The following is a 22,782-nucleotide window of genomic DNA, read 5'->3' as shown; positions in this document are numbered from 1 at the left end:
GCGGCATTCGAAAAAACATCGACCAATTCCACTGACAGAATATCGGCGTCATTTGCCTAGCATGGATATTCCAAGTTCACCCTATCAACTTCCCAGATTGACACTCTCGCCGGCAGATCAGTAATTTTCAGCGACCAGCCGGCAAAGTACTTTTCCAGAGCGGCTGGCAACCGATAGTCACTCTATCTTCGCAAACCGATGTTTATGCGAGAGGGCCGGCTATCGCTCAAAACTTGATTGATGAAGGAATAGCGCCATGCAACTCGCCACACTTCAGGAACTGAGCTTCGATGAAATCGACCAGGTATCGGGCGCCGGACTCTTCAGCTTCGTCGGCGATGCCATCGTCGATGTGGTCAAGGTGTCCAACGACCTGCTCAACACGTCGGTCATCTCTTCGGTCGGCAAGGTGTTCAACGCCGTCGGCCTGACCCCCATCCATCAACTGGCCGACACCCTCGGCTACGGCGTGTTCAAGGGCGTCGCCGCGGTCGGCGGCCTGCTCGGCGGCGACACCAGCCGCATCGATTACCACTACGACACTGAGTGGACCTGATCCCAGGACCTCGGCCCGCTCCCGTCGCGGAGCGGGCCTCCACCGTCGCCGGAGACCCGGACGCCCCCGGCGGCGACCTAGGACCCGGCAACCGGGAAGGGGCGACCAGCGCCCCGATCAGGAGAACCGCCATGCACGACCTCATCCAGCACGCCGACGCCTTCGTCGGCGATCCCGACCAGGAATCCGGCGGCCTGTCGCGCCGCAGCTTCCTCGGCAAGAGTGCCACGCTCGGCGCGGTCGGCCTGGTGGCCGGCTGGACCCCGGCCTTCGTCATCCAGCCCGCCGAAGCCGCCGCCAGCAGTTGTCCGGCGCCGGCAGGCTTTCCGGCCGGCCTCGAACTTTATCGGCGGGCGTTCCGCAACTGGTCGGGGGAAATCGCCGCCGACGACCTCTGGAGCTGCGCCCCGCGCACCAACGAAGAGGTTCTCGCGGTGGTCAACTGGGCCTGGCAGAACGGCTTCAAGGTGCGCCCGCGCGGCATGGGTCACAACTGGTCCCCGCTGCTGCTGAAAGGCGGCGAGAACTGCGAGAGCCGCATCGTGCTGGTGGAAACCAGCCGTTACCTGACCCGCGTACGGATCGACGCCCAGGGCGAGTTCGGCCTGTTCAGCGCGCAGACCGGCGTCACCATGGAAGCCCTGCTGAAACAACTGGAGCGGGTCAAGCTCGGCTTCGTCGCCACGCCGGCGCCGGGTGACCTGACCCTCGGCGGGGTGCTCGCCATCGACGGCCACGGCACCGGCATCCCGGCGCAGGGCGAAAGCCGCCTGCCGGGGCAGAGCTACGGCTCCCTGAGCAACAGCATCGTGGCGCTGACCGCGGTGGTCTGGGACGGCGCCGCCGGACAATACGTGCTGAAGACCTTCCGCCGCGACGATCCGGCCTGCGCGCCGTTCCTCGTCCACCTCGGACGCGCCTTCATCGTCGAGGCGACCCTCCAGGCCGGGGTCAACAAGCGCATGCGCTGCCAGAGCTACGTGAACATCCCGGCGAGCGAGATGTTCGCCGCGGCCGGCAGCGGCGGAAGGACCTTCGACAGCTTCCTGCAGAAAAGCGGACGCGCCGAGGCCATCTGGTTCCCCTTCACCGACAAGCCCTGGCTGAAGGTCTGGACGCCGACCCCGCGCTGCCCGTTCGGCGCCCGCGCGGTCAACGGCCCGTTCAACTACCCCTTCTCCGACAACATTCCCAAGGCGCTGTCCGACCTGCTGGCGGCGATCAACACCGGCCACCCGGAACTCACCCCGCTGCTCGGCAAGCTGCAGTACGACCTGGTAGTGGGCGGCATGGCGCTGACCCTGGGCTACGACCTGTGGGGCTGGAGCAAGGACCTGCTGCTGTACATCAAGCCCAGCACGCTGCGCGTCACCGCCAACGGCTACGCGGTACTGACCCGGCGTCGCGACGTGCAGCGGGTGATCAACGAGTTCTACCTGCAGTACCAGACGATGGTCGCCGCCTACCGCGCCAACGGCCACTACCCCATGAACGGCCCGGTGGAGATTCGCGTCAGCGGGCTCGACCAGCCCGGCGAGTCGATCGTTCCCGGCGCCCAGGTGCCCAGCCTGTCGGCGATCCGTCCGCGCCCCGACCAACCGGAGTGGGACACGGCGATCTGGCTGGACATCCTCAGCCTGCCCGGTACCCCGCAGGCCAATGCCTTCTACCACGAGTTCGAGGCCTGGCTGTTCGACCACTTCAGCGGCGACTACGCCTCGCTGCGGGTGGAGTGGAGCAAGGGCTGGGGCTACAGCCCCGCCGCCGCCTGGGACGAGCCGACGGTGGTCGACCAGTTGGTGGCGCAGTCGCTACGCCAGGGCCTGGTCGCAGACAACGATTGGGACAGCGCGGTGCGCCAGTTGAACGAAGCCGATCCGCATCGGCTGTTCAGCTCGCCGCTGCTCGACCGGCTGATGCCATGAAATGCCGCTATGCGAGGCCGTACTGACTCGGACGAAGAGCGGTTGGCCGGAGCCGATATGAATGAGCCCTCGATACGGCGTTGACTTGTTCAACAGGTCTTATCGAGGTGTCGCACGAACCGGCCTTAATCATTCGCAAAGTTTACCCGGAGTGGCAAACCTTCATCCGCCGAATATTGAAACTCATTGTCAAACGAATTATCGATCCCATGAAAAACCGCTAATCCTGGCAGTTCATCCCACTCTTTCGGATTAGTACCATCGAATGGCTTTCCAGACTCACGGAAAGCCTAAAGGAGATATATGAAATGAAAGAACTCAATGACATTGAAGTCACCTGCGTTTCGGGTGGAACTCTTTCCGGCATGATCGTAGGCGCCGTCGACGGCGCCGCGACGGGCATGGCAATCGGCGGGAAATGGGGCGGTGCCGGCGGCTTCGGCTTCGGCGCTCTTTCCCAGTTGGTCGGCCTGATCGTGCCAACCGCCATGGGTGCTATTGCCGGGGGCACGGTCGGTCTCTTCACCAATGCAGAGACGGCTGTCGGTTACTTGGGCCAATACCGGGAAAACTTCGGTCCCGGTGATGTAGGCCGCACCACCATCTAATTAGAAAAGTCGCACTCCGGCACTTCATGCGTTTGAACTTTCGCAAGGGTGTCGGAGTGTCATGCAAGTATTATTCGAATCCAGGATCCAGCCACCATGTTTCGCCAGGAAGCCCTCGACGCCCAGCATGCCGGCGGCCTGGGCGAGATCGTGCTGATCCGCCCGGTCTCCTTCACTTTTCTCACCCTGCTGGCCGCGGTGATGGCGCTGCTGGTGGTGGGCTTCTTCCTGTTCGGCAGCTACACCAAGCGCAGCACCGTCAGCGGCCAATTGGTGCCCGCCAGCGGCCAGGTCAAGGTGCACGCACCGCAGGCCGGCATCGTGCTGCGCAAGTTCGTCCAGGAAGGCCAGGCGGTACGACGCGGCGAGCGCCTGATGGTGCTTTCCAGCGAACGCTACGGCAGCGATGCCGGGCCGGTGCAGGCCGGCATCAGCAGGCGCCTGGAACAACGCCGCGACTCCCTGCGCGACGAACTGGAAAAGCTTCGCCGCCTGCAAGACGACGAGCGCGACAGCCTGACCAGCAAGGTCGCCAGCCTGCAGCGCGAACTCACCACCCTCGCCGCCCAGACCGACAGCCAGCAACGCCTGCTGGCGCTGGCCAGCGACGCCGCCGCGCGCTACCAGGGGCTGATGGACAAGGGCTACATCTCCATGGACCAGTTGCAGCAGCGCCAGGCCGAGCTGCTCGGCCAGCGCCAGACCCTGCAAGGCCTGGAGCGCGAACGCACGTCGCTGCGGCAGCAGTTGACCGAGCGCCGCAACGAACTCGCCGGGCTTTCCGCGCGCCAGGCCAACCAGCTCGCGGAAACCCGCCGCCAGCTCAGCGCGGTGGAGCAGGACCTGGCCGAAAGCGAAGCCAAGCGCACCTTGCTGGTCACCGCGCCGGAGAGCGGCATCGCCACCGCCGTGCTCGCCGAAGCCGGGCAGACCGTCGACAGCTCGCGTCCGCTGCTGAGCATCGTTCCCGCCGACACCCCGTTGCAGGCCGAACTCTACGCGCCGAGCAAGTCCATCGGTTTCATCCGGCCGGGCGACGCGGTGCTGATCCGCTACCAGGCCTATCCGTACCAGAAGTTCGGCCAGTACCACGGCAAGGTGCAGTCGATCTCCCGCGCCAGCGTCTCCTATGCCGAGCTTTCCAGCATGGTCGGCGGCGTACCGGGGCTCGGCCAGGATGGCGAGCAGCTGTACCGGCTGCGGGTAACCCTCGACGACCAGGCGGTGACCGCCTACGGCCAGCCGCGTCCGCTGCAGAGCGGCATGCTGCTGGACGCCGACATCCTCCAGGACACCCGGCGCCTCTACGAATGGGTGCTGGAACCGCTCTACAGCCTGACCGGCAAACTCTAGGAACGACCCATGGCCTTTCTCGACGCTCTCGCCCTGCGCCTGGGCCGCCGCCTGCCGCTGGTGCTGCAGACCGAAGCCACCGAATGCGGCCTGGCCTGCCTGGCGATGATCGCCGGCTACCACGGCCACCATACCGGCCTGATGGAACTGCGCCGGCGCTTCTCCGTATCGCTCAAGGGCATCTCCCTCAAGCAACTGATCCAGACCGCCCACCGCCTCGGCCTGGGTACCCGCGCGGTGAAGCTCGACCTCGGCGACCTCGGCAAGCTCAAGCTGCCCTGCGTGCTGCACTGGAACTTCAACCACTTCGTCGTGCTCAAGGCGGTCGACGGGCGCGGCGCGGTGCTCCACGACCCCGCCCACGGCCAGCGCCGGCTGGGCCTGGAGGAAGTCTCGCGGAGCTTCACCGGGGTAGCCCTGGAACTCTGGCCGGAGAGCGGCTTCGAGAAACAGGAGGCGCCGCCGCGGATCAAGCTGCTGGGCATGCTCGGCAAGGTCACCGGGCTGTACCGCTCGCTGGCCCAGGTGCTGCTGCTCGCCGGCGCGCTGGAAGTGTTCTCGCTGATCAGTCCGTTCTTCCTGCAATGGACCATCGACAACGTCATCGTCAGCGAAGACCGTGACCTGCTCAGCACCCTGGCCATCGGCTTCGGCCTGTTGCTGCTGATGCAGCAGGCGGTCAGCGGGGTGCGCGCCTGGGTGATGATGCACATGAGCACCCTGCTCGGCGTGCAGTGGCAGGCCAACGTCTTCAGCCACCTGCTGCGGCTGCCCGCGCAGTATTTCGAGAAGCGCCACCTGGGCGACGTGGTGTCGCGCTTCGGCGCGGTGAACAGCATCCAGCAGACCCTCACCGCGGCCTTCCTCTCGGCGGTGCTGGACGGCCTGATGACCGTCGCCACCCTCGGCATGATGCTGCTCTACAGTCCGCCACTGGCGGCCATCGCCATCGCCGCCATGAGCCTCTACGCCCTCGGCCGCTGGATCTGGTACCGGCCGTTGCGCAACGCCACCGAGGAGCAGATCGTCCACGCCGCGCGCCAGCAGAGCCATTTCCTCGAGACGGTGCGCGGCATCCGCCCGCTGAAGCTGTTCCAGCGCCAGGACGAGCGCCGCTCGGTATGGCTCGGCCTGCTGGTGGAACAGATCAACGCCGGCCTGCGTACGCAGAAGCTGCAACTGTTCTACCAGCAGCTCAACGGCCTGCTGTTCGGCGTGGAGAACCTGCTGGTGATCTGGCTCGGCGCGACCATGGTGATGGACGGCCAGTTCAGCGTCGGCATCCTGATGGCCTTCAACGCCTACAAGTCGCAGTTCGACAGCCGCGTCGGCAGCTTGATCGACAAGTTCTTCGAGCTGCGCATGCTCCAGTTGCAGGGCGAGCGCCTGGCCGACATCGTGCTCCAGGCCCCGGAGGTCAGCCACGGCGACATCCTCCCGGAGAACCTCCGCGAGCGCGAGGCGAGCATCGAGATCCAGGGCCTGCGCTACCGCTACGCGGAACAGGAGCCCTGGGTCCTCGACGGCCTCGACCTGCGCATCGCCGGCGGCGAGTCGGTGGCCATCGTCGGCCCCTCGGGCTGCGGCAAGAGCACCCTGTTCAACGTCCTGCTGGGCATCCTCCCGCCAGTGGAGGGACAGATCCGCATGGCCGGCCTGGACCTTGCGCAACTGGGCCTGGACGGCCTGCGCGAACTGGTCGGCACGGTGCTGCAGGACGACGTGCTGTTCGCCGGTTCGCTCAGCGACAACATCAGTTTCTTCGACCCGCAACCGGACATGCCCTGGCTGCTGCAGTGCGCGCAGATGGCTGCCATCCACGATGACATCCAGGCCATGCCGATGGGCTACAACACCCTGGTCGGCGACATGGGCACGGTGCTCTCCGGCGGCCAGAAGCAGCGGGTGATGCTGGCCCGAGCGCTGTACAAGAAGCCGCGCATCCTGTTCCTCGACGAAGCCACCAGCCACCTCGACGTACACTGCGAACAGCGGGTCAACGCCGCCATTCGAGCGCTGCGCATCACCCGCATCATGGTCGCCCATCGGCCCGAGACCATCGCCTCGGCGGACCGCGTGATAGTCCTCGGCCAGGGCAAGGTAAGCCTCGACGAAAGCACCGCGCGCCTGGCCGAACGCCAGGCCGCCGCGGCGCGGGAGCAGGCCTGATGCGTGCCCTCGCCGGCCTGTTGTGCGGCCTGCTCGGCCTGGTTCCCGGCGCCGCCGCCTACGAGCCGGACGTGTTCGGCACCGCCGGCCAGGTCGCCGGCCAGGCGGTCTACGACCTCGGCGGCAGCGGTTTGCCCTGCCGCGGCGGGCCGCCACCGACCGAGCTGAGCCTGGAGGAAGCCATCGAGCGGATCCTCTGCCACGCCCCACAGACCCGCCTCGCCTGGGCCAATGCCAAGGCCCAGGCGGCCCAGGTCGGGATCGGCAAGTCCGCCTACCTGCCGCGCCTGGACGGCCGTCTCGACGCCAGTCGCGGCTACAGCGACATGGATTATCGCGATGCCCCCTACCTCTCCGGCGACGGCCATCGCCACCGGCGTGGCGCCAGCCTCCAATTGAGCTGGGTGCTGTTCGACTTCGGCCGCCGCAGCGCCGCCCTGCGCAACGCCCAGCAGTTGCTGCTGGCGGCCAACGCCAGCCAGGACGCGACCCTGCAGAACACCTTCGCCCTCGCCGCCCAGGCCTACTACGACGCCCTCGCCGCCCAGCGCAGCCTGGCCGCCTCGCGTCAGGTCGCGGAGCTGGCGGCGCAGAACCTGGAAGCCGCCGACGCCAAGTACCGGGCCGGCGCCGCCGCCCTTTCCGATCGCCTGCAGGCGCAGACCGCGCTGTCCCAGGCGAGCCTCGCCCAGGTCCGCGACGAAGGCGCCCTGAGCAACGCCCTCGGCGTCATCGCCCTGCGCATGGGCCTGGCGCCGGATACCCCGCTGCGCCTCTCCGGCGAGCTGGAGGCGCAACCCGACACCGGCTTCGTCAAGGCCATCGACGAGATGCTCGCCGAAGCCCGCCGCGAGCATCCGGCGCTGCTCGCCGCCCAGGCGCGGCTGAAAGCCGCCGCCGCCTCGATGGAGGAAAGCCGCGCCGCCGGCCGGCCGCGCCTGGCGCTGAGCGCCAACCTGGCACGCAGCCATAGCGACCAGGCGATGGCGTTCAACGGCGATACCCGCGAACGCGACCGCAGCATCGGCCTGCAACTGAACATCCCGTTGTTCGAAGGCTTCGAACGCACCTACCAGGTCCGCAACGCCCTGGCCCGCCGCGAAGCCAGCGAAGCGGAGCTGGCCGACACCGAGCAGCAGGTTTCGCTGGAGGTGTGGAACAACTACCAGTCGCTCAGCGTCGAGACCCGCAGCCTGGCGCGCACCCGCGAACTGGTCGAACAGTCGCGGCAAAGCCTGGAGGTGGTGCAGGGCCGCTACCGCTCAGGGGTCGGCAGCATGATCGAGCTGCTCAACGCCCTGACCGCCTACGCCAGCGCCGAGGACCAGCACATCCGCGCCCTCGGCAACTGGCAGACCTCGCGTCTGCGACTGGCGGCGAGCCTCGGTCGCCTGGGTTTCTGGAGCCTGCGCTGAAAAGCCCGGGAAGCGCCGCCGCTCTCTACCTCTCGCGCTTGTCCGGCTGGCCGCCATCGCGCAGGATGCACCCAGCCCCCGCGACGAGAGACCGCATGATCGACGACATCCGCTACCTGATCGTATTCGCCAAGATCGCCGAGACCGGCTCCGTCTCCGGCGGCGCCGAGGCGCTGGGCCTGAGCGCCGCGACCGCCAGCCTGCACCTGTCCAGGCTGGAACGGAACCTGGGCCGTGCGCTGCTCTACCGCAACAGCCGCAAGCTGTCGCTGACCCAGGACGGCACGCAGTTGCTGGACACCGCCCGCTCCATGCTGGAACTCTACGAGAAGGGCTTCATCGAGTTCCGCCAGCGCGCCGTCTCGACCCGCAACAGCCTGCGCATCTCGATGCCCGCGGTGTTCGTCAACGGCGACTTCACCCGTCACCTGGCAGCCTTCATCGAGGAGCATCCCGACCTCGACCTCGGCATCGCCTGCGACGACAGCCGCCACGACATCATCGGCGACGGCATCGACATCGCCTTCCGCATCGGCGACCTGCCGGACAGCTCGCTGAAGGCCCGTCACCTGTTCCTGCTGCCGCGCCAGGTAGTGGCGGCACCGGCATTCCTGGCCCGGCACGCGCCGCTGGAACACCCGCGCGACCTGCAGCGGCTGGAATGGATCGGGCTCGGCATGCGCCCCGACAGCCGGCTATTCCGTCATGCGCGGGACGACGAGGAGGCACGCGTCGACTACACCCCGCGGGTGCGCGTCGACAGCGTCGAAGCCTCCTGCCGCCTGGCCCGCCTCGGCGTCGGCCTGGCCGCGCCGCCGACCTACCTGAGCGACGAGCCGATCCGCCGCGGCGAGTTGCGCGCGGTGCTGCCGGAATGGCGCCTGGAGCCGTTGAAGGTGTATGCGGTGTGGCCGCCCAACGTACCCGCCAGCAGCATCGCCTATACCCTCATCAATCGCCTCTACGAGGCCTTCAATCCGGGCTAACGGCGAGCTGCAGGTAGAGCATGTAGCCAGCGGTCAGCACCAGGGTGCCGCCCATCGCCCGATTGAACAGGCGCACCCGCCGGGGGCTGTCGAGCAGCAGCGCCACGCGGTCACCGAGCAGTGCCCAGGCGGCCAGCGAGAGGTAGCAGACCACCAGGTAGATGGCCATGAAGACCAGCAGCGGCGCGTGCGTGCTCGGGCTGGCGAACAAGGCCACGCCGGAAGCGCAGGCGATCCAGGCCTTGGGATTGAGCCATTGCAGGAGCACGCCCTGGAAGAACCCGGGGACCCCGTTTTCCTCCAGGGCCAGGCGTGGATCCGCGGTGGCGATGCGGTAGCCCACATGAGCGATGAACGCCGCGCCGGCCATCCCCAGGTAGTCGAAGAAGCGCGGGTAGGCCTCGATCGCGCGGACGAACCAGAAGCCGACGAAGGCCAGCAGCAGGACGAAGCCGAGGGTGGCGCCGGTGACGAACGGCAGGGTCCGGCGGAAACCATGGTTGGCGCCGGAAGCGACGATGGTCAGGTTCACCGGACCGGGGGAAATCGACAGGCTCAGGGAGAACGCGCCCATGGCGAGCAGCAGGGCTAGCGGCATGGGTCGAACTCCCCGGTCGGATTGCGGGCTGGCTGGTGCGGGGCGGGCATGGGTTTCCTCCGTAGGCTCCTGGCGGGGCGCGACCGAACGGGTTGCGCCGCTGCCCGGAACGCTACAGGGAAAGCCCACCGGCATTAACGGGGCAAGGCTCAAGGCTGGTTTTGATTTTCCGCGCTTGACGACTGCGCCGGCCGCCGGCGCACCTCAGTCGTCCGCCTGGCCCGGCATGCGGATGCCATGCCGGCGCACCCGCCGATACAGGGTCGCTCGCGAGATACCCAGTTCCCGCGCCGCGGCCATGGGTTTCCAGCGATGCCGCACGAGGGCGTCGAGCAGGGCGTCGCGCTCCGGACCGCCGCCGCTCTCGCACGCACTGGCCGGTGTCCGGCCTTCGCCACGCAGCTCTGCCGGAAGGTCGGCGAGTTGCAGGGTGGCGCCGCCGCACAGCGCGCAGGCGTAGCGCAACACATGCCGCAACTGGCGGACATTGCCCGGCCAGCGATAGCCGAGCAGGCATTCCAGGGCTGCCTCGCCGAGTTCGATGCGTACGCCGCAGTGCGCGGTTTCCTCGTCGAGGATGCGCCGGATCAGCGCCAGCCGGTCGCTGCGTTCGCGTAGCGGCGGCAGTTCGAAGCGGGCGCCGCCGAGGCGGAAGTAGAGATCCTCGCGGAAGCCGCCGGCCGCCACCAGCGCCGCCAGGTCGCGGTGGGTGGCGCAGATCACCTGGATATCCACAGCCTGCCGGCGCGCAGCCCCCAGCGGCGCCACCTCGCCCTCGGCCAGCACGCGCAGCAGGCGGGTCTGCAGGCCCAGCGGCATGTCACCGATCTCGTCGAGGAACAGGGTACCGCCATCGGCCTGCTGCAGCAGGCCGCGCATCCCTTTCGCCGCCGCGCCGGTAAAGGCTCCGCCAACGTAGCCGAACAGCTCGCTCTCGATCAGGCTTTCGGGAATCGCCGCGCAGTTGAGCGCGACGAAGGGTTTGTCGCGACGGGCGCTGGCCTGGTGCAACTGGCGGGCGAAAACCTCCTTGCCGGCGCCGGTCTCGCCCTGGATCAGCACCGGCAGGTTGCGGTCCTTGACCCGCACCGCCAGGCGCAGGCTTTCGGCGATGCGCGGGTCGAGCGCAGCGTCGTCGGGCACCTCGCGCTCCAGCCGCCGCGCCTTGGCCCGCGGCGCGCTGAGACGCACGTGCAGCTCGCCGGCCTGGCCGCGCAGCAGGCACGGCGCCTGGTCGGCGGCGGCGTGCAGGGCGTCGAGGTCGAACACCTCGCCGATGTGGCTCGGCACCTGCCCCAGGCGCTGCCGCAGGTAGTGCCGCGCCGCCGGGTTCAACGCCAGCAGGCGCCCATCGGCGTCCCAGGCGAACAGGTAGTCCGGCTGGCTGTCGACGTAGCCCGGCGCACGGTGCGCGCGCAGCACCCAATGGCCCTGGGCGCTGTGCATGAAGAAGGCGTTCTCGATCTCCCGCGCGCTCTGCGCCACCATCTGCCGGATCAGATGCTGGCTACGGCGGTCGTCCGGCGATTGCACGGCGGAAACGTCGAGCACACCGAGCAACTCGCCCTGCGGATCGAAGACCGGCGCCGCGGAACAGGTCAGGTCGATGAAGGCGGCGCGGAAGTGATCGCGCTTGTGCACCGTCACCGCAGTCCTGTCGGTGAGTACGGCGGCCACCCCGCAGGTGCCCTCCTCGCCTTCCGACCAGCAGGTGCCGAGGTACAGCCCGGCCTTGCGGCAGTCGTTGCGGATGGTCGACTCGACACGGTAGTCGATGGTCCGCCCCTGGGCATCGGTGAGCAGTACGCAGTAGTCGGCATCGCGCACCCGACCATGCAGTCGCGCCACTTCTTCGCTGGCGATGCGCAGGAACAGTTCGGAACGCTCGCGACATTCGTCGAGGAGGGTCTGCGAGAGAATCCGCGGCCCTTGCAGGGACCCCGGATCGAGACGGTGCTGCTCCATGGAGCGGCGCCAGGAGTCGAGGATCGGCGTCGGCACCGGCGCCTGCGGCAGGCGCGCGGCGTTCCTCAGGACACGGCTGACACAGTCCACATGGTCCTTCGAGTGTGCGGAAAGCATGGGGCCTCCGTTGCTCGGCATCTTGTTGTTGTGCCGCCCATTAAGCGCCCATCGGCGACCCTCGACAAGCGCCGGGCCGCCACAGCCGACGACTGAGACGGAGCGTCTCAGCGTCTCGCCGGGAACCCGTGCGCGATGACATGGGTTGTCTCGCCGGACGTCGCCCCGGCGGTCGCCGGCCTTCCCATGCCGGCGCTCTACGACGGGACTTCCGGCCGCCACACCGCAACCTGGCATCGGCCTTGCTCCAGCCACGGCGACGGCAGGGCGGACTGTCCGCTCCTCCCAACGCCCTGCCGCATACACCTACAAGAACAATCAGAGGTGAAGCATGCACGCTACGTCGTCCGACGATTTCTCCCTGTCTTCCCGGGTCGCGCTGGTGACCGGCGCCGGACGCGGCATCGGCCGGGGCATCGCCCTCGCCCTGGCGCGCGCCGGCGCCGACGTGGCGGTGGCCGACCTCGATCCGCAGGTCGCCGAGGAAACCGCCGCCGCGATCCGCAGCCTCGGTCGCCGCAGCCTGGCCCTTGGGGTCGACGTCAGCGACGGCGACAGCGTCCGGGCGATGGTCGAGCGGGTCGCCACGGAGTTCGGCCGGCTCGACGTGGCGGTGAACAATGCCGGGGTGATCAGCATCCGCAAGGTCGCCGAACTCAGCCTCGCCGACTGGGACCGGGTGATGAACGTCAACGCCCGCGGCGTGTTCCTCTGCTGCCAGGCCGAACTGCCGCTGATGCAGGCGCAGCGCTGGGGGCGGATCGTCAACCTGTCATCGATCGCCGGCAAGGTCGGTCTCCCCGACCTCGCCCACTACTGTGCCTCGAAGTTTGCCGTGATCGGTTTCAGCAATGCCCTGGCCAAGGAGGTCGCGCGCGACGGGGTGACGGTCAACGCGCTCTGCCCGGGAATCGTCGGCACCGGAATGTGGCGCGGCGAGGACGGCTTGTCGGGCCGCTGGCGGCAGGCCGGCGAAAGCGAGGCGCAGTCCTGGGAACGCCACCAGGCCAGCCTGCTGCCCCAGGGCGAGGCGCAGACCGTCGAAGACATGGGCCAGCTCGTCGTCTACCTGGCCTGCGCGCCGCACGTCACCGGCCAGGCCATCGCCGTCGACGGCGGATTCTCGCTATGACCCCGCCCTCGCCGATCGTCGGCATCATCGCCAACCCGGCCTCCGGTCGCGACCTGCGTCGCCTCACCGCCCATGCCGGGCTGCACTCCAGCACCGACAAGGCATCGGTGGTGCAACGCCTGCTCGCCGCCTTCGGCGCCACCGGCATCCGCCATGCGTTGCTGCCGCCGGACATGACCGGCATCGCCGCCGCCGTGCTCCGGGCCAGCCAGACCCGCCAGGCCCGCGACGGCCACTGGCCGTTCCTGGAGTTCCTCGACATGCCGCTGCGCCAGAGCGTCGAGGATACCCGCCTGGCGGCGCGGCGCATGGTCGAGCGCGGCGTGGCGCTGATCGCCGTGCTCGGCGGCGACGGCACGCACAAGGCAGTGGCCGCCGAGGTCGGCGACGTCCCCCTGCTGGCGCTGTCCACCGGGACCAACAACGCCTTCCCGGAGCTGCGCGAAGCCACCGGCGCGGGGCTCGCCGGCGGCCTCTGCGCCAGCAACCGGGTGCCGCCGGAGATCGGCCTGCGACGCAACAAGCGCCTGCTGGTGCGCGAGCCGCGCCGCGGGCTCTGCGAGTGGGCGCTGGTGGACGTCGCGGTGTCGCCGCAGCCGTTCATCGGCGCCCGCGCCATCAGTCGCGCCGAAGACCTCGCCGAAGTCTTCGTCAGCTTCGCCGAACCCCACGCCATCGGCCTTTCGGCGCTTTGCGGACTGTGGTCGCCGGTGAGCCGCGAGGAGCCCCACGGCGCCTGGATGCGCCTGCATCCGGACGCCCGCGAGAGCCTGCTGGTGCCGCTGGCGCCGGGCCTGCTGGTGGGCTGCGGGGTCTCTGCCGCCGGCTACCTGCAACCCGGCGTGGCCCACGCACCGAGCCTGTCCAGCGGGACCCTGGCGCTGGACGGAGAGCGCGAGATCGAGTTCAGCGCCACCGACCGCCCGAGCATCACCCTCGACCCTTCCGGCCCGTTCAGCGTCGATGTGCCGGCCACCCTCGCCTACGCCGCCCGCCATCGCCTGCTGGCCGGCCAGCGAACCCCGATGACCCCGTGAAGACAACCTGGAGAACAACAAGATGTCCACTCTGAGCACCGACCAACTGCTCCATGCCTACCGCGTGATGCGCACCATCCGCGCCTTCGAGGAACGCCTGCACGTCGAGTTCGCCACGGGCGAGATACCCGGCTTCGTCCACCTCTACGCCGGCGAGGAAGCCTCCGCCGCCGGCGTGATGGCGCACCTGCGCGACGACGACTGCATCGCCTCCACCCATCGCGGCCACGGCCACTGCATCGCCAAGGGCGTAGACGTGCACGGCATGATGGCGGAAATCTATGGCAAGAAGACCGGGGTCTGCCAGGGCAAGGGCGGCTCCATGCATATCGCCGACCTGGAGAAAGGCATGCTCGGCGCCAACGGAATCGTCGGCGCAGGCGCGCCGCTGGCCGCCGGCGCCGCGCTGGCGGCCAAGCTGAAAGGCAGCGATGCGGTGGCGGTGGCCTTCTTCGGCGATGGCGGCTCCAACGAAGGCGCGGTGTTCGAGGCGATGAACCTGGCCTCGGTGTGGAACCTGCCGTGCCTGTTCGTCGCCGAGAACAACGGCTATGCCGAGGCCACCGCGGCCAACTGGTCGGTGGCCTGCGACCACATCGCCGACCGCGCCGCCGGTTTCGGCATGCCCGGGGTGACCGTCGACGGCTTCGACTTCTTCGCCGTCCACGAGGCTGCCGGCGCCGCCATCGAGCGCGCCCGCGCCGGCGAGGGGCCGTCGCTGATCGAAGTCAAGCTGACCCGCTACTACGGACACTTCGAGGGCGACGCACAGACCTACCGCGATCCCGACGAAGTAAAGCACTACCGGGAAACCCGCGACTGCCTCAAGCAGTTCCGCGAACGCACCTGCCACGCCGGCCTGCTCTCCGCCAGCGACCTGGACGCCATCGACGCCGAGATCGAGGCGCGCATCGAGGATGCCGTGCAGCGCGCGAAGAACGATCCCAAGCCGGAGCCGGACGACCTGCTGCGCGACGTCTACGTGTCCTATCCCTGAGCCGCCCGAAAACAAGAACGAGGAGAACCATCATGGCGAGAAAGATCAGCTACCAGCAGGCCATCAACGAGGCGCTGGCCCAGGAAATGCGCCGCGACCCGAGCGTCTTCATCATGGGCGAAGACAATGCCGGCGGCGCCGGCGCGCCCGGCGAGGACGACGCCTGGGGCGGCGTGCTGGGGGTCACCAAGGGCCTCTACCACCAGTTCCCCGGCCGTGTGCTGGATACCCCGTTGTCAGAGATCGGCTATGTCGGCGCCGCGGTCGGCGCCGCCACCCGCGGCATGCGCCCGGTGTGCGAACTGATGTTCGTCGACTTCGCCGGTTGCTGCCTGGACCAGATCCTCAACCAGGCCGCCAAGTTCCGCTACATGTTCGGCGGCAAGGCGGTCACCCCGCTGGTGATCCGTACCATGGTCGGCGCCGGCCTGCGCGCCGCCGCCCAGCATTCGCAGATGCTCACTTCGCTATGGACCCACATCCCCGGCCTCAAGGTGGTCTGCCCGTCGTCGCCCTACGACGCCAAGGGCCTGCTGGTCCAGGCGATCCGCGACAACGACCCGGTGATCTTCTGCGAGCACAAGCTGCTCTATTCGATGCAGGGCGAGGTACCCGAGGAGCTGTACAGCGTACCCTTCGGCGAGGCGAACTTCCTCCGCGACGGCGACGACGTCACCCTGGTGACCTACGGCCGCATGGTCCACCTGGCGCTGGACGCCGCCGCCAGCCTGGCGCGCCAGGGCATCTCCTGCGAAGTACTGGACCTGCGCAGCACCAGCCCGCTGGACGAGGACAGCATTCTCGAAAGCGTGGAAAAGACCGGCCGCCTGGTAGTGGTCGACGAAGCCAACCCACGCTGCTCGATGGCCACCGACATCGCCGCGCTGGTCGCCGAACGGGCCTTCTCCGCGCTGCGCGCGCCGATCCGCCGGGTCACCGCGCCCCATACGCCGGTGCCTTTCTCCGACGCCCTGGAAGACCTCTACATCCCCGACGCGGCGAAGATCGAGGCAGCCGTGCGCCAGGCCCTGGAAGGGAGGGACGCGGCATGAGCCGGATCCATACACTGACCATGCCCAAGTGGGGCCTGTCGATGACCGAGGGTCGGGTGGACGCCTGGCTCAAGGAAGAGGGCGCGCATATCGAGAAAGGCGACGAGGTGCTCGACGTGGAGACCGACAAGATCTCCAGCAGCGTCGAGGCGCCCTTCTCGGGCGTGCTGCGGCGCAAGGTGGCGCGCGAGGACGAGACCCTGGCGGTCGGCGCGCTGCTCGGCGTGGTGGTCGAGGGCGAGGCGAGCGACGAGGAGATCGACGTACTGGTGCAACGCTTCCAGGCCGAATTCGTACCCGCCGACGAGGACGCTGGGGATAGCGGACCGGCACCGCGGAAAGTCGAGCTGGACGGGCGCCTCCTGCGCTATTTCGACCGCGGCGAGGGCGATCCGGCGCTACTGCTGATCCACGGTTTCGGTGGCGACCTGAACAACTGGTTGTTCAACCACGAGGCGCTGGCCGCCGAGCGGCGGGTGATCGCTCTAGACCTGCCGGGCCACGGCGAGTCCGGCAAGGCCCTGGTGCGCGGCGACCTCGATGAACTCAGCGGCAGCGTGCTGGCCCTGCTCGACCACCTCGACCTGGAACAGGTACACCTGGCCGGTCACTCCATGGGGGGAGCGGTGGCGCTGAACTGCGCGCGCCTGGCGCCGCAGCGGGTGCTGTCGCTGAGCCTGATCGGCAGCGCCGGCCTCGGCGAGGAGATCAACGGCGACTACCTGCGCGGCTTCGTCGAGGCGGCCAACCGCAACGCGTTGAAGCCGCAACTGGTGCAGTTGTTCTCCGACCCCGCGCTGGTCACCCGGCAGATGCTCGAGGACATGCTCCGCTACAAGCGCCTGGAAGGCGTCGATGCGGCCCTGCGCCAGTTGCTGGACAACCTGTTCGCCGACGGTCGCCAGCGCAACGACCTGCGTGCCGTGGCGAGCGACGGCCGCCAGCCGGTCCTGGCGATCTGGGGCAGCGATGACGCGATCATCCCGGCGCGGCATGCCGAGGGCCTGCCAGCCCAGGTGGAGATCATTCACGGACAGGCGCACATGGTGCAGATGGAAGCCGCCGAGCAGGTCAACCGCCTGCTGCTCGACTTCCTCCGCCAGCATTGAGGAGACGACCGACATGAACAGTTCCCCGCAAGCCAACGCGGCGATGCGCGCCGCCGTCTGGCACGGCCGCCACGATATCCGCGTGGAAGACGTGCCGCTCCCGGCCGAGCCGCCGCCCGGCTGGGTGCAGATCCGTGTGCACTGGTGCGGCATCTGCGGCTCCGACCTGCACGAATACCTGGCCGGCCCGGTATTCATCCCCGTGGAGGCGCCGCACCCGCTCACCGGCCTCAAGGATCAATGCATCCTCGGCCACGAGTTCAGCGGCGAAATCGTCCGCCTCGGCAACGGCGTGACCAGCTTCGCCGTCGGCCAGGCGGTCGCCGCAGACGCCTGCCAGCATTGCGGCACCTGCTACTACTGCCGGCATGGGCTGTACAACATCTGCGAGAACCTGGCCTTCACCGGGCTGATGAACAACGGCGCCTTCGCCGAATACGTCAACGTACCGGCCAACCTGCTCTACGCCCTGCCGGCCGGATTTCCCAGCGAGGCCGGCGCGCTGATCGAGCCGCTGGCGGTGGGCATGCACGCGGTGAAGAAGGCCGGCAGCCTGCTCGGGCAGAACGTGGTGGTGGTCGGCGCCGGCACCATCGGCCTGTGCACCATCATGTGCGCGCGCGCCGCCGGCGCGGCACAGGTGATCGCCCTGGAGATGTCCTCGGCGCGCAAGGCCAAGGCCCTGGAGGTCGGCGCCAGCCAGGTGCTCGACCCCTCGCGGTGCGACGCCCTAGGCGAAATCCGCGCCCTCACCGGCGGGCTTGGCGCCGACGTCAGCTTCGAATGCATCGGCAACAAGCACACCGCCAAGCTGGCCATCGATGCCATCCGCAAGGCCGGCAAATGCGTGCTTGTGGGAATCTTCGAGGAGCCCAGTGAATTCAATTTCTTCGAGCTGGTTTCCACCGAGAAGCAGTTGCTCGGGGCCCTCGCCTACAACGGCGAGTTCGCCGACGTGATCGCCTTCATAGCCGACGGCCGCCTCGACATCGCACCGCTGGTGACCGGTCGCATCGGCCTGGAAGAAATCGTCGAGCGCGGTTTCGAAGAGTTGGTGAACAACAAGGAGCACAACGTGAAGATCATCGTCTCGCCGGGCGGCTGACGCTTCAGCCCTTGTCGCGCTTGCGACACAGCCCCGCGGCCGGCGGGGCTTGCTTTACGAAACGCAGAGACGCGGGCGGAGGCTCAGAACCACTTGTCGTTGCGCTTGCGCCGCACCCTCAGCAGCGACGGCAGGATCAGCCCGGCGAACAGGCCGGCGCCGGCGATGCTGCCGCCGTAGACCATGTAGCGCATCAGCACCTGCTTGTTCTCGTCGCCCAGTTGCGCCTGCACCGCACGCAGGTCGGAGCGGGCCTTGCCGAGCTCGGCGTCCAGGTTGCTGCGCGCCGCCTGCAATTCGTCGATCAGCTTCTTGCGCGTGTCGAGGGTTTCCTGCATGCCCTGCACGCGGGTCTTCCAGGTGTCGTTGATGCCGTCCAGCTCGGCGGTCAGGGCGGCCACCTTCTGTTCCAGTTGCGGCAGGCGCTCGGCCTGGCCGGGAACCTCCTGCAAGTCGCGGCTGGGAATCCACACGGTGCTGCCGTTCTCGCCGCGCACCTGGCTGTAGTTGCCCTGGGTGCCAAGCAGCTCGACCTTCTGCCCGGAGGTGAGGGTGCCGACGATGCGATAGCCATCGGTGGGGCCGCTGCGCACGAAAGTGGTCAGGCTGTCGCTCACCCAGCGCGCGTTGCCGGTCGCCTCCTCGGCCTGCGCCGGGGCGCCGGCCGCCAGCAGGCCGCCGAGCAGGCAGGCTCCGATGACGCGGTTCTGGAACGGGGAAAGAGCGGCGGGGATGCGACGGGATAGGGACATGGCAATCTTCACATGGCGAGAGAACGAAACCCGCAAAGGGGAGCGAAAAAGCCGGCCAGTCGAATTGTTATGGACAAGCGCGCGACCGGGGCGGGGCTACCGCATGGCCAAGGGCCATGCGCCCGGCCCGGTTGGGCCGACGGCTGACAGACAGCGCTCGGGGCGATTGAGTTCACTCGTTTCCGCAGGAATGGATGGATGGTTGTAACAGCAGAATGCCAGGCCTGCCGACGGCCAGCGCTGCCCAGGCTGCGACCTGTCCGGATGATCCCCGGGGTACGACGGTATCTACGCCAAGGCAGAGGCTCCCTCGCCTGTACCACGTCCCACCGGTCGGATGGCGTGCTGCGATACAGCGGGCCCGTCAGGCGGCCAATCCGCAGGCGGTCACTCGCTCGCCATCGCCGCCAGGACGCGGCCGTCGCCGGCCCTTTCCATCATTCCTCTGCCAGGTGCCCGGCGAAGGTAGTGGCGCTGTAGCGCTCGCGGAACAGCCCCTTTTCCACCAGGCGCGGCACCACCTGTTCGAGGAACAGCCGCAGCGAGCCGACCGAGCCTCCCGGCGCGGCGATGAAACCGTCCATGGCGCCGGCGGCGGCCCAGTCGACGATCTGCTCGACGGCATCGTCCACCGTACCGATGACCTGCCAGTGCGCCGCGGAAACCACCTCGGGGCGCAGCAGCAACTGGTCCAGGCGTAACGTCTCGCGCTCGATCAGGCGCCGCAGCAGGTCGGTGTGGGTGCGGCTGCCGGGGTTGGCCACCGGCGGCGGCAGGTCGGCCGCGGAAATCGGCCGGTCCAGCGGCCAGTCGCTGAGGTCGAGGCCGAGCATCTGCCTGATCGTGGCGAACTTGCGCGCGCGGTCCAGGCGCGCGTGGGTCTGCATGAAGATTTCCCGCGCCTCCTCGCGGCTCTCCGCCAGGTACAGGCTGAAGCCCGGCAGCAGGCGCACGTCGCGCGGCGAGCGACCGTGGCGTTCGGCGCGGCGGGAAAGGTCGCGGCGCAGTTCCAGGGCAGCCTCCTTGTCCGGGGTCGGCGCGAACACCAGGTCGGCCACCGAGGCGGCGAAGTCGCGCCCGCTCTCGGAGGCGCCGGCCTGCACCAGGGGAATCCGCGCCTCGCCGAAGGCCGGCAGGTTGAGCGGTCCCTTGACCTTGAGGAATTCGCCGTCGTGGTCGACCGGGTGCACCCGGGAAACGTCGGCGTAGCGGCCGCTCTCGCGGTCGACCAGGAGTGCCTCGCGGGGGAAGCTGTCCCACAGGTCGTGCACCAGCCGGGTGAACTCGGCGGCGCGCGCGTAGCGCTGCTCCGCATCGGGCATCGCGTCCAGGCCGAAGTTCTCGTGGCCCTGCAGCGCGGTGACGATGTTCCAGCCGGCGCGGCCGTTGCTGATCCAGTGCAGCGATTGCAGCTGCCGGGCCACCACGTAGGGCGGATAGAACGTGGTGGAGACCGTCGACACCAGGCCGATCCGCGAGGTTTCGCGGGCGACCGCGGCAAGCAGTACGGTGGGATCCAGGCTGGCGAAGCCGGAGCCGGTCTCCAGCACGTCCAGTGGCAGGCTGCTGACGTCCGGGCGAAACACGAAGTCGAGGTGGGCGGCTTCGGAGCGCCTGGCGATGTCGACGGCGAAATCGCTGCCGAAGATGCCTTCGATATTGCTGTCGGGGCGCCGCCAGGCATCGCCGCTGAGCCAGGTGGGGGCCAGCGACATGCCGATGTGCAGGCGTTTCGGGGTACTCATCGTGCCAATCTCCTGTATGGGCTCTGGGGCTGGGCCGGCCCTGCGCGGGGCCGGCTTCTCGGGGCGCCTAGAAGGTGCCCTTGATGCCGATGCCGAGGGTCCGCGGCTGCGTCATGCTCGCCTCGATGCCGCCGATCCCCCGGTTTTCCTGCATGTAGGTGGGCGAGCGGTCGTCGAACACGTTCTTCACGTAGCCATAGAGCTGCACCTGGTCGTTGAAGCGGTAGCTGGCGCGGGCGTCGGTGAGGGTGTAGGCCTTGATCGAGTAGGCCTTGGTGTTGGCGGTGTCCGAGTAGTAGCCGTCCAGGTAGCGCACCTGGGCGTTCAGGTTGAGGCGCTCGGTGACGTCCCAGCTCGGTCCGAAGCTGAGGGTATAGCCCGGCGAGCGGGCGAACTCGTTGTGCTCGTAGCCGGTATTGCCGGACATCTCGTCGATCCGGGTGCGTAGCACGCCGGCGCTGGCCTTCAGCCGCAGGTCGTCGCGCAGGCGATAGTCGAGGTCCAGCTCCATGCCGTAGGCGTGGGCCTTCTCGGCGTTGATGGTGTACGACTGCGCCACCCCCGGCGAAACCACCACCGGGATGTTGTACTGGGCGTCCTTGAAATCCATGAAGAACAGGTTGCCGTTCAGCAGCAGGCGGCCGTCGAGCAGGCTGGCGCGGGTGAACAGTTCGTAGTTCCAGATGGTTTCTTCCTTGAAGTAGGCCCAGTTGCGGGTGGTCAGGTTGAGCGACACGCCGCCGGGGTTGTAGCCGCGGCTGACCAGGCCGCCGACGGTCCAGTCCGGGGTCGCGGCGAAGGCCAGGGAGACTTTCGGCAGGAAGGCCGAGAAGGTCTTCTGGTAGTCCAGCGGACGCGGCGCCAGCACCGAGTTGCCGCTGCGCTCGATGCGATCCTCCTGGTAGCGCAGGCCGGTGGTCAGGGTCCAGCGGTCGCTCAGGCGGTAGTTCAGCTCGCCGAACACACCGAGGTTCTTCTTCGTGTCGTCGAAGGCCGACAGCCCGCGCAGGTGCAGTGTCTCGTCGGTGCGGGTGCGGGCGTAGTAGACCCCGCCCATGCCGCTGATCCGGTCCTCCTGCTCGCCGAAGCTGATCCGCGATTCGTTGGAGGCGTTCTTCTGGCGGATATCGGCGTCGCCCTCGCCGCCCGCGCCGGTGGTGCGGTGCACCGAGGACAGCGAGTACTGCGCCTGGTTGAACAGGCGGATGCCGTTGTCGAGGTCATAGGCGACGTCAAGGATGCTGGTGTTGGTGTCCTGCTCCCAGCTGGGCATGGTGGTCGAGCGATGGTCGAGCTTGTCGAACGGGCGGGTCGCCGCTTCCTGGGTCGGGCGGTTGCTGTCGTTGTGGGAGAAGGTGAACTTGCTCTCCAGGCCCGGAATTCCGCTGGGCAGCCAGAGCAGCTTGGCGCGCGCGTTGAGGGCGCGGAAGTCCTGGTCGGTGCCGCTGTCCTGGAACTTCGGGTTGTCGTAGTCGATGAAGGTGTCGCGACCCGCGTAGTCCACCGCCAGGCGCCCGGCGAAGTCCTGCGCCAGCGGGCCGGACACTGCGATCGAGCTGCGCCGCGAATGGTAGCTGCCGATCTCCGCCTGGTAGGCAGCCTCGGGGCTGAAGGTCGGGTCCTTGGTGTTGACGATGATCGCCCCGGCGATGGCGTTGGCGCCCTGGGAGGTGGTCTGCGGGCCGCGGAACACCTCGATGCTGTCGACGTCCCAGACCGAGGTCGCGCCGAAGAACATCTCGTTGTAGTTCAGGTAGTGGCCATCGAGGTTGATCGTCGCCCGCGGCACTGTGCCGCCCCAGAACACGTTCTGCCCGTTGTTCGGGCCCTGGGTGTCCTGGCCGCGGATGATCGGCGCGCCCACCGAGTCGGTGTAGACCACGTTGGGACTGCCATTGATCACCTCGGCGACCGAGGCGTTGCCGGTCTGCTTGCGGTCGATGTCGCGGGCGCTGGTGAGCGATACCGAGGACGCCGTGTCCTTCAGCGAGCGTTCACGTTTCTCGCCGGTCACGACCAGCGCCTCGAGGGCGGCGGGTTCGTCCTCGGCGGGCGGGTTTTCCCGGGCCAGTGCCGATGGCGAGGCGAGCAGGGTGGACAGCGTGACGACGCCGATTCCCCGGTTGAGCTTGCGGTGCGTGCGGGCGTTCAAGGATCTTCT

The 22,782-nt window shown here is 68.3% G+C and carries 18 protein-coding genes; 13 read left to right on the top strand and 5 right to left on the bottom strand.

Features of this window, described 5'->3' with window-relative positions; all coding sequences use genetic code 11:
- Nucleotides 1-256: 256 nt before the first annotated feature.
- From ACYAF3_RS15530 to ACYAF3_RS15500, 7 genes are all read left to right on the top strand, one after another.
- Nucleotides 257-556, top strand: coding sequence for a hypothetical protein (locus tag ACYAF3_RS15530; protein WP_003093477.1), 300 nt, complete (start codon nucleotides 257-259; stop codon nucleotides 554-556).
- Between the two features lie 131 nt (nucleotides 557-687).
- Nucleotides 688-2,481: a cholesterol oxidase substrate-binding domain-containing protein gene (locus ACYAF3_RS15525; protein WP_003113002.1), complete on the top strand. Its 1,794-nt coding sequence runs from the start codon at nucleotides 688-690 to the stop codon at nucleotides 2,479-2,481.
- A 308-nt stretch (nucleotides 2,482-2,789) separates the two neighbouring features.
- Complete coding sequence (gene tesG / locus ACYAF3_RS15520) at nucleotides 2,790-3,089, top strand: type I secretion effector TesG (RefSeq protein ID WP_003093484.1); 300 nt, start codon at nucleotides 2,790-2,792, stop codon at nucleotides 3,087-3,089.
- Nucleotides 3,090-3,185: 96 nt separating this feature from the next.
- Nucleotides 3,186-4,442: an HlyD family secretion protein gene (locus ACYAF3_RS15515; protein ID WP_003159293.1), complete on the top strand. Its 1,257-nt coding sequence runs from the start codon at nucleotides 3,186-3,188 to the stop codon at nucleotides 4,440-4,442.
- 9 nt (nucleotides 4,443-4,451) lie between these two features.
- A complete protein-coding gene (locus ACYAF3_RS15510) occupies nucleotides 4,452-6,611 on the top strand; it encodes a peptidase domain-containing ABC transporter (RefSeq protein WP_003105688.1) in 2,160 nt (719 codons plus the stop codon).
- Nucleotides 6,611-8,026: a TolC family protein gene (locus ACYAF3_RS15505; protein WP_128669614.1), complete on the top strand. Its 1,416-nt coding sequence runs from the start codon at nucleotides 6,611-6,613 to the stop codon at nucleotides 8,024-8,026. Before ACYAF3_RS15510 ends, ACYAF3_RS15505 begins: the two co-directional genes overlap by 1 nt.
- Before the next feature lie 95 nt (nucleotides 8,027-8,121).
- Nucleotides 8,122-9,012: a LysR family transcriptional regulator gene (locus tag ACYAF3_RS15500; protein WP_019371442.1), complete on the top strand. Its 891-nt coding sequence runs from the start codon at nucleotides 8,122-8,124 to the stop codon at nucleotides 9,010-9,012.
- Here ACYAF3_RS15500 and ACYAF3_RS15495 read toward each other — a convergent pair.
- Both ACYAF3_RS15495 and ACYAF3_RS15490 read right to left on the bottom strand, forming a co-directional pair.
- Entirely contained in the window at nucleotides 8,999-9,610 is a 612-nt protein-coding gene (locus ACYAF3_RS15495; protein ID WP_019371441.1) for a LysE family translocator, read from the bottom strand. The two genes, ACYAF3_RS15500 and ACYAF3_RS15495, sit on opposite strands and share 14 nt — an antisense overlap.
- Nucleotides 9,611-9,814: 204 nt before the next feature.
- Nucleotides 9,815-11,692, bottom strand: coding sequence for a sigma-54-dependent Fis family transcriptional regulator (locus ACYAF3_RS15490; RefSeq protein ID WP_003104795.1), 1,878 nt, complete (start codon nucleotides 11,690-11,692; stop codon nucleotides 9,815-9,817).
- Nucleotides 11,693-12,023: 331 nt separating this feature from the next.
- Between ACYAF3_RS15490 and ACYAF3_RS15485 the strand changes: the two genes are divergently transcribed.
- The 6 genes from ACYAF3_RS15485 to ACYAF3_RS15460 are packed head-to-tail and all read left to right on the top strand — an operon-like array spanning nucleotide 12,024 to nucleotide 18,124.
- Nucleotides 12,024-12,824 (top strand): SDR family NAD(P)-dependent oxidoreductase, encoded by an 801-nt coding sequence (locus tag ACYAF3_RS15485; RefSeq protein WP_003104791.1) that lies wholly within the window; start codon nucleotides 12,024-12,026, stop codon nucleotides 12,822-12,824.
- Nucleotides 12,821-13,861, top strand: coding sequence for an ATP-NAD kinase family protein (locus ACYAF3_RS15480; protein WP_003112999.1), 1,041 nt, complete (start codon nucleotides 12,821-12,823; stop codon nucleotides 13,859-13,861). Before ACYAF3_RS15485 ends, ACYAF3_RS15480 begins: the two co-directional genes overlap by 4 nt.
- 22 nt (nucleotides 13,862-13,883) lie before the next feature.
- Nucleotides 13,884-14,858, top strand: coding sequence for a thiamine pyrophosphate-dependent dehydrogenase E1 component subunit alpha (locus ACYAF3_RS15475; RefSeq protein ID WP_012613564.1), 975 nt, complete (start codon nucleotides 13,884-13,886; stop codon nucleotides 14,856-14,858).
- 32 nt (nucleotides 14,859-14,890) lie between these two features.
- Nucleotides 14,891-15,910, top strand: a complete 1,020-nt coding sequence (locus ACYAF3_RS15470; protein ID WP_003104786.1) for an alpha-ketoacid dehydrogenase subunit beta — start codon at nucleotides 14,891-14,893, stop codon at nucleotides 15,908-15,910.
- A complete protein-coding gene (locus ACYAF3_RS15465; protein ID WP_128669616.1) occupies nucleotides 15,907-17,019 on the top strand; it encodes an acetoin dehydrogenase dihydrolipoyllysine-residue acetyltransferase subunit in 1,113 nt (370 codons plus the stop codon). Before ACYAF3_RS15470 ends, ACYAF3_RS15465 begins: the two co-directional genes overlap by 4 nt.
- 43 nt (nucleotides 17,020-17,062) lie before the next feature.
- The gene (locus tag ACYAF3_RS15460) at nucleotides 17,063-18,124 is read left to right on the top strand and encodes a 2,3-butanediol dehydrogenase (protein WP_223656448.1); all 1,062 of its coding nucleotides are present in this window, start codon (nucleotides 17,063-17,065) and stop codon (nucleotides 18,122-18,124) included.
- 83 nt (nucleotides 18,125-18,207) lie between these two features.
- Here ACYAF3_RS15460 and ACYAF3_RS15455 read toward each other — a convergent pair whose 3' ends face one another.
- From ACYAF3_RS15455 to ACYAF3_RS15445, 3 genes are all read right to left on the bottom strand, one after another.
- Nucleotides 18,208-18,876: a TIGR04211 family SH3 domain-containing protein gene (locus tag ACYAF3_RS15455; protein WP_003104779.1), complete on the bottom strand. Its 669-nt coding sequence runs from the start codon at nucleotides 18,874-18,876 to the stop codon at nucleotides 18,208-18,210.
- 437 nt (nucleotides 18,877-19,313) lie between these two features.
- A complete protein-coding gene (locus ACYAF3_RS15450) occupies nucleotides 19,314-20,621 on the bottom strand; it encodes an NtaA/DmoA family FMN-dependent monooxygenase (RefSeq protein WP_003104777.1) in 1,308 nt (435 codons plus the stop codon).
- A 67-nt stretch (nucleotides 20,622-20,688) separates the two neighbouring features.
- Nucleotides 20,689-22,773, bottom strand: coding sequence for a TonB-dependent receptor (locus ACYAF3_RS15445; RefSeq protein WP_023083970.1), 2,085 nt, complete (start codon nucleotides 22,771-22,773; stop codon nucleotides 20,689-20,691).
- Nucleotides 22,774-22,782: the final 9 nt, after the last annotated feature.

The sequence above is a fragment of the Pseudomonas sp. TZ252 genome (genome assembly GCF_056110345.1).
The sequence above is the reverse complement of the archived record's forward strand: the minus strand, read 5'-3'. Positions and strand labels throughout refer to the sequence as shown.

Excerpts from the sequence above, each read along its gene's own strand:
- ACYAF3_RS15460 (WP_223656448.1), top strand. The coding sequence starts at position 17,063 with ATGCGCGCCGCCGTCTGGCACGGCCGCCACGATATCCGCGTGGAAGAC.
- ACYAF3_RS15500 (WP_019371442.1), top strand. The coding sequence starts at position 8,122 with ATGATCGACGACATCCGCTACCTGATCGTATTCGCCAAGATCGCCGAG.
- ACYAF3_RS15505 (WP_128669614.1), top strand. The coding sequence starts at position 6,611 with ATGCGTGCCCTCGCCGGCCTGTTGTGCGGCCTGCTCGGCCTGGTTCCC.
- ACYAF3_RS15530 (WP_003093477.1), top strand. The coding sequence starts at position 257 with ATGCAACTCGCCACACTTCAGGAACTGAGCTTCGATGAAATCGACCAG.
- ACYAF3_RS15455 (WP_003104779.1), bottom strand. The coding sequence starts at position 18,876 with ATGTCCCTATCCCGTCGCATCCCCGCCGCTCTTTCCCCGTTCCAGAAC.
- ACYAF3_RS15525 (WP_003113002.1), top strand. The coding sequence starts at position 688 with ATGCACGACCTCATCCAGCACGCCGACGCCTTCGTCGGCGATCCCGAC.
- ACYAF3_RS15485 (WP_003104791.1), top strand. The coding sequence starts at position 12,024 with ATGCACGCTACGTCGTCCGACGATTTCTCCCTGTCTTCCCGGGTCGCG.
- ACYAF3_RS15450 (WP_003104777.1), bottom strand. The coding sequence starts at position 20,621 with ATGAGTACCCCGAAACGCCTGCACATCGGCATGTCGCTGGCCCCCACC.
- ACYAF3_RS15465 (WP_128669616.1), top strand. The coding sequence starts at position 15,907 with ATGAGCCGGATCCATACACTGACCATGCCCAAGTGGGGCCTGTCGATG.
- ACYAF3_RS15480 (WP_003112999.1), top strand. The coding sequence starts at position 12,821 with ATGACCCCGCCCTCGCCGATCGTCGGCATCATCGCCAACCCGGCCTCC.
- ACYAF3_RS15515 (WP_003159293.1), top strand. The coding sequence starts at position 3,186 with ATGTTTCGCCAGGAAGCCCTCGACGCCCAGCATGCCGGCGGCCTGGGC.
- ACYAF3_RS15475 (WP_012613564.1), top strand. The coding sequence starts at position 13,884 with ATGTCCACTCTGAGCACCGACCAACTGCTCCATGCCTACCGCGTGATG.
- ACYAF3_RS15495 (WP_019371441.1), bottom strand. The coding sequence starts at position 9,610 with ATGCCGCTAGCCCTGCTGCTCGCCATGGGCGCGTTCTCCCTGAGCCTG.
- tesG (WP_003093484.1), top strand. The coding sequence starts at position 2,790 with ATGAAAGAACTCAATGACATTGAAGTCACCTGCGTTTCGGGTGGAACT.
- ACYAF3_RS15470 (WP_003104786.1), top strand. The coding sequence starts at position 14,891 with ATGGCGAGAAAGATCAGCTACCAGCAGGCCATCAACGAGGCGCTGGCC.
- ACYAF3_RS15510 (WP_003105688.1), top strand. The coding sequence starts at position 4,452 with ATGGCCTTTCTCGACGCTCTCGCCCTGCGCCTGGGCCGCCGCCTGCCG.
- ACYAF3_RS15490 (WP_003104795.1), bottom strand. The coding sequence starts at position 11,692 with ATGCTTTCCGCACACTCGAAGGACCATGTGGACTGTGTCAGCCGTGTC.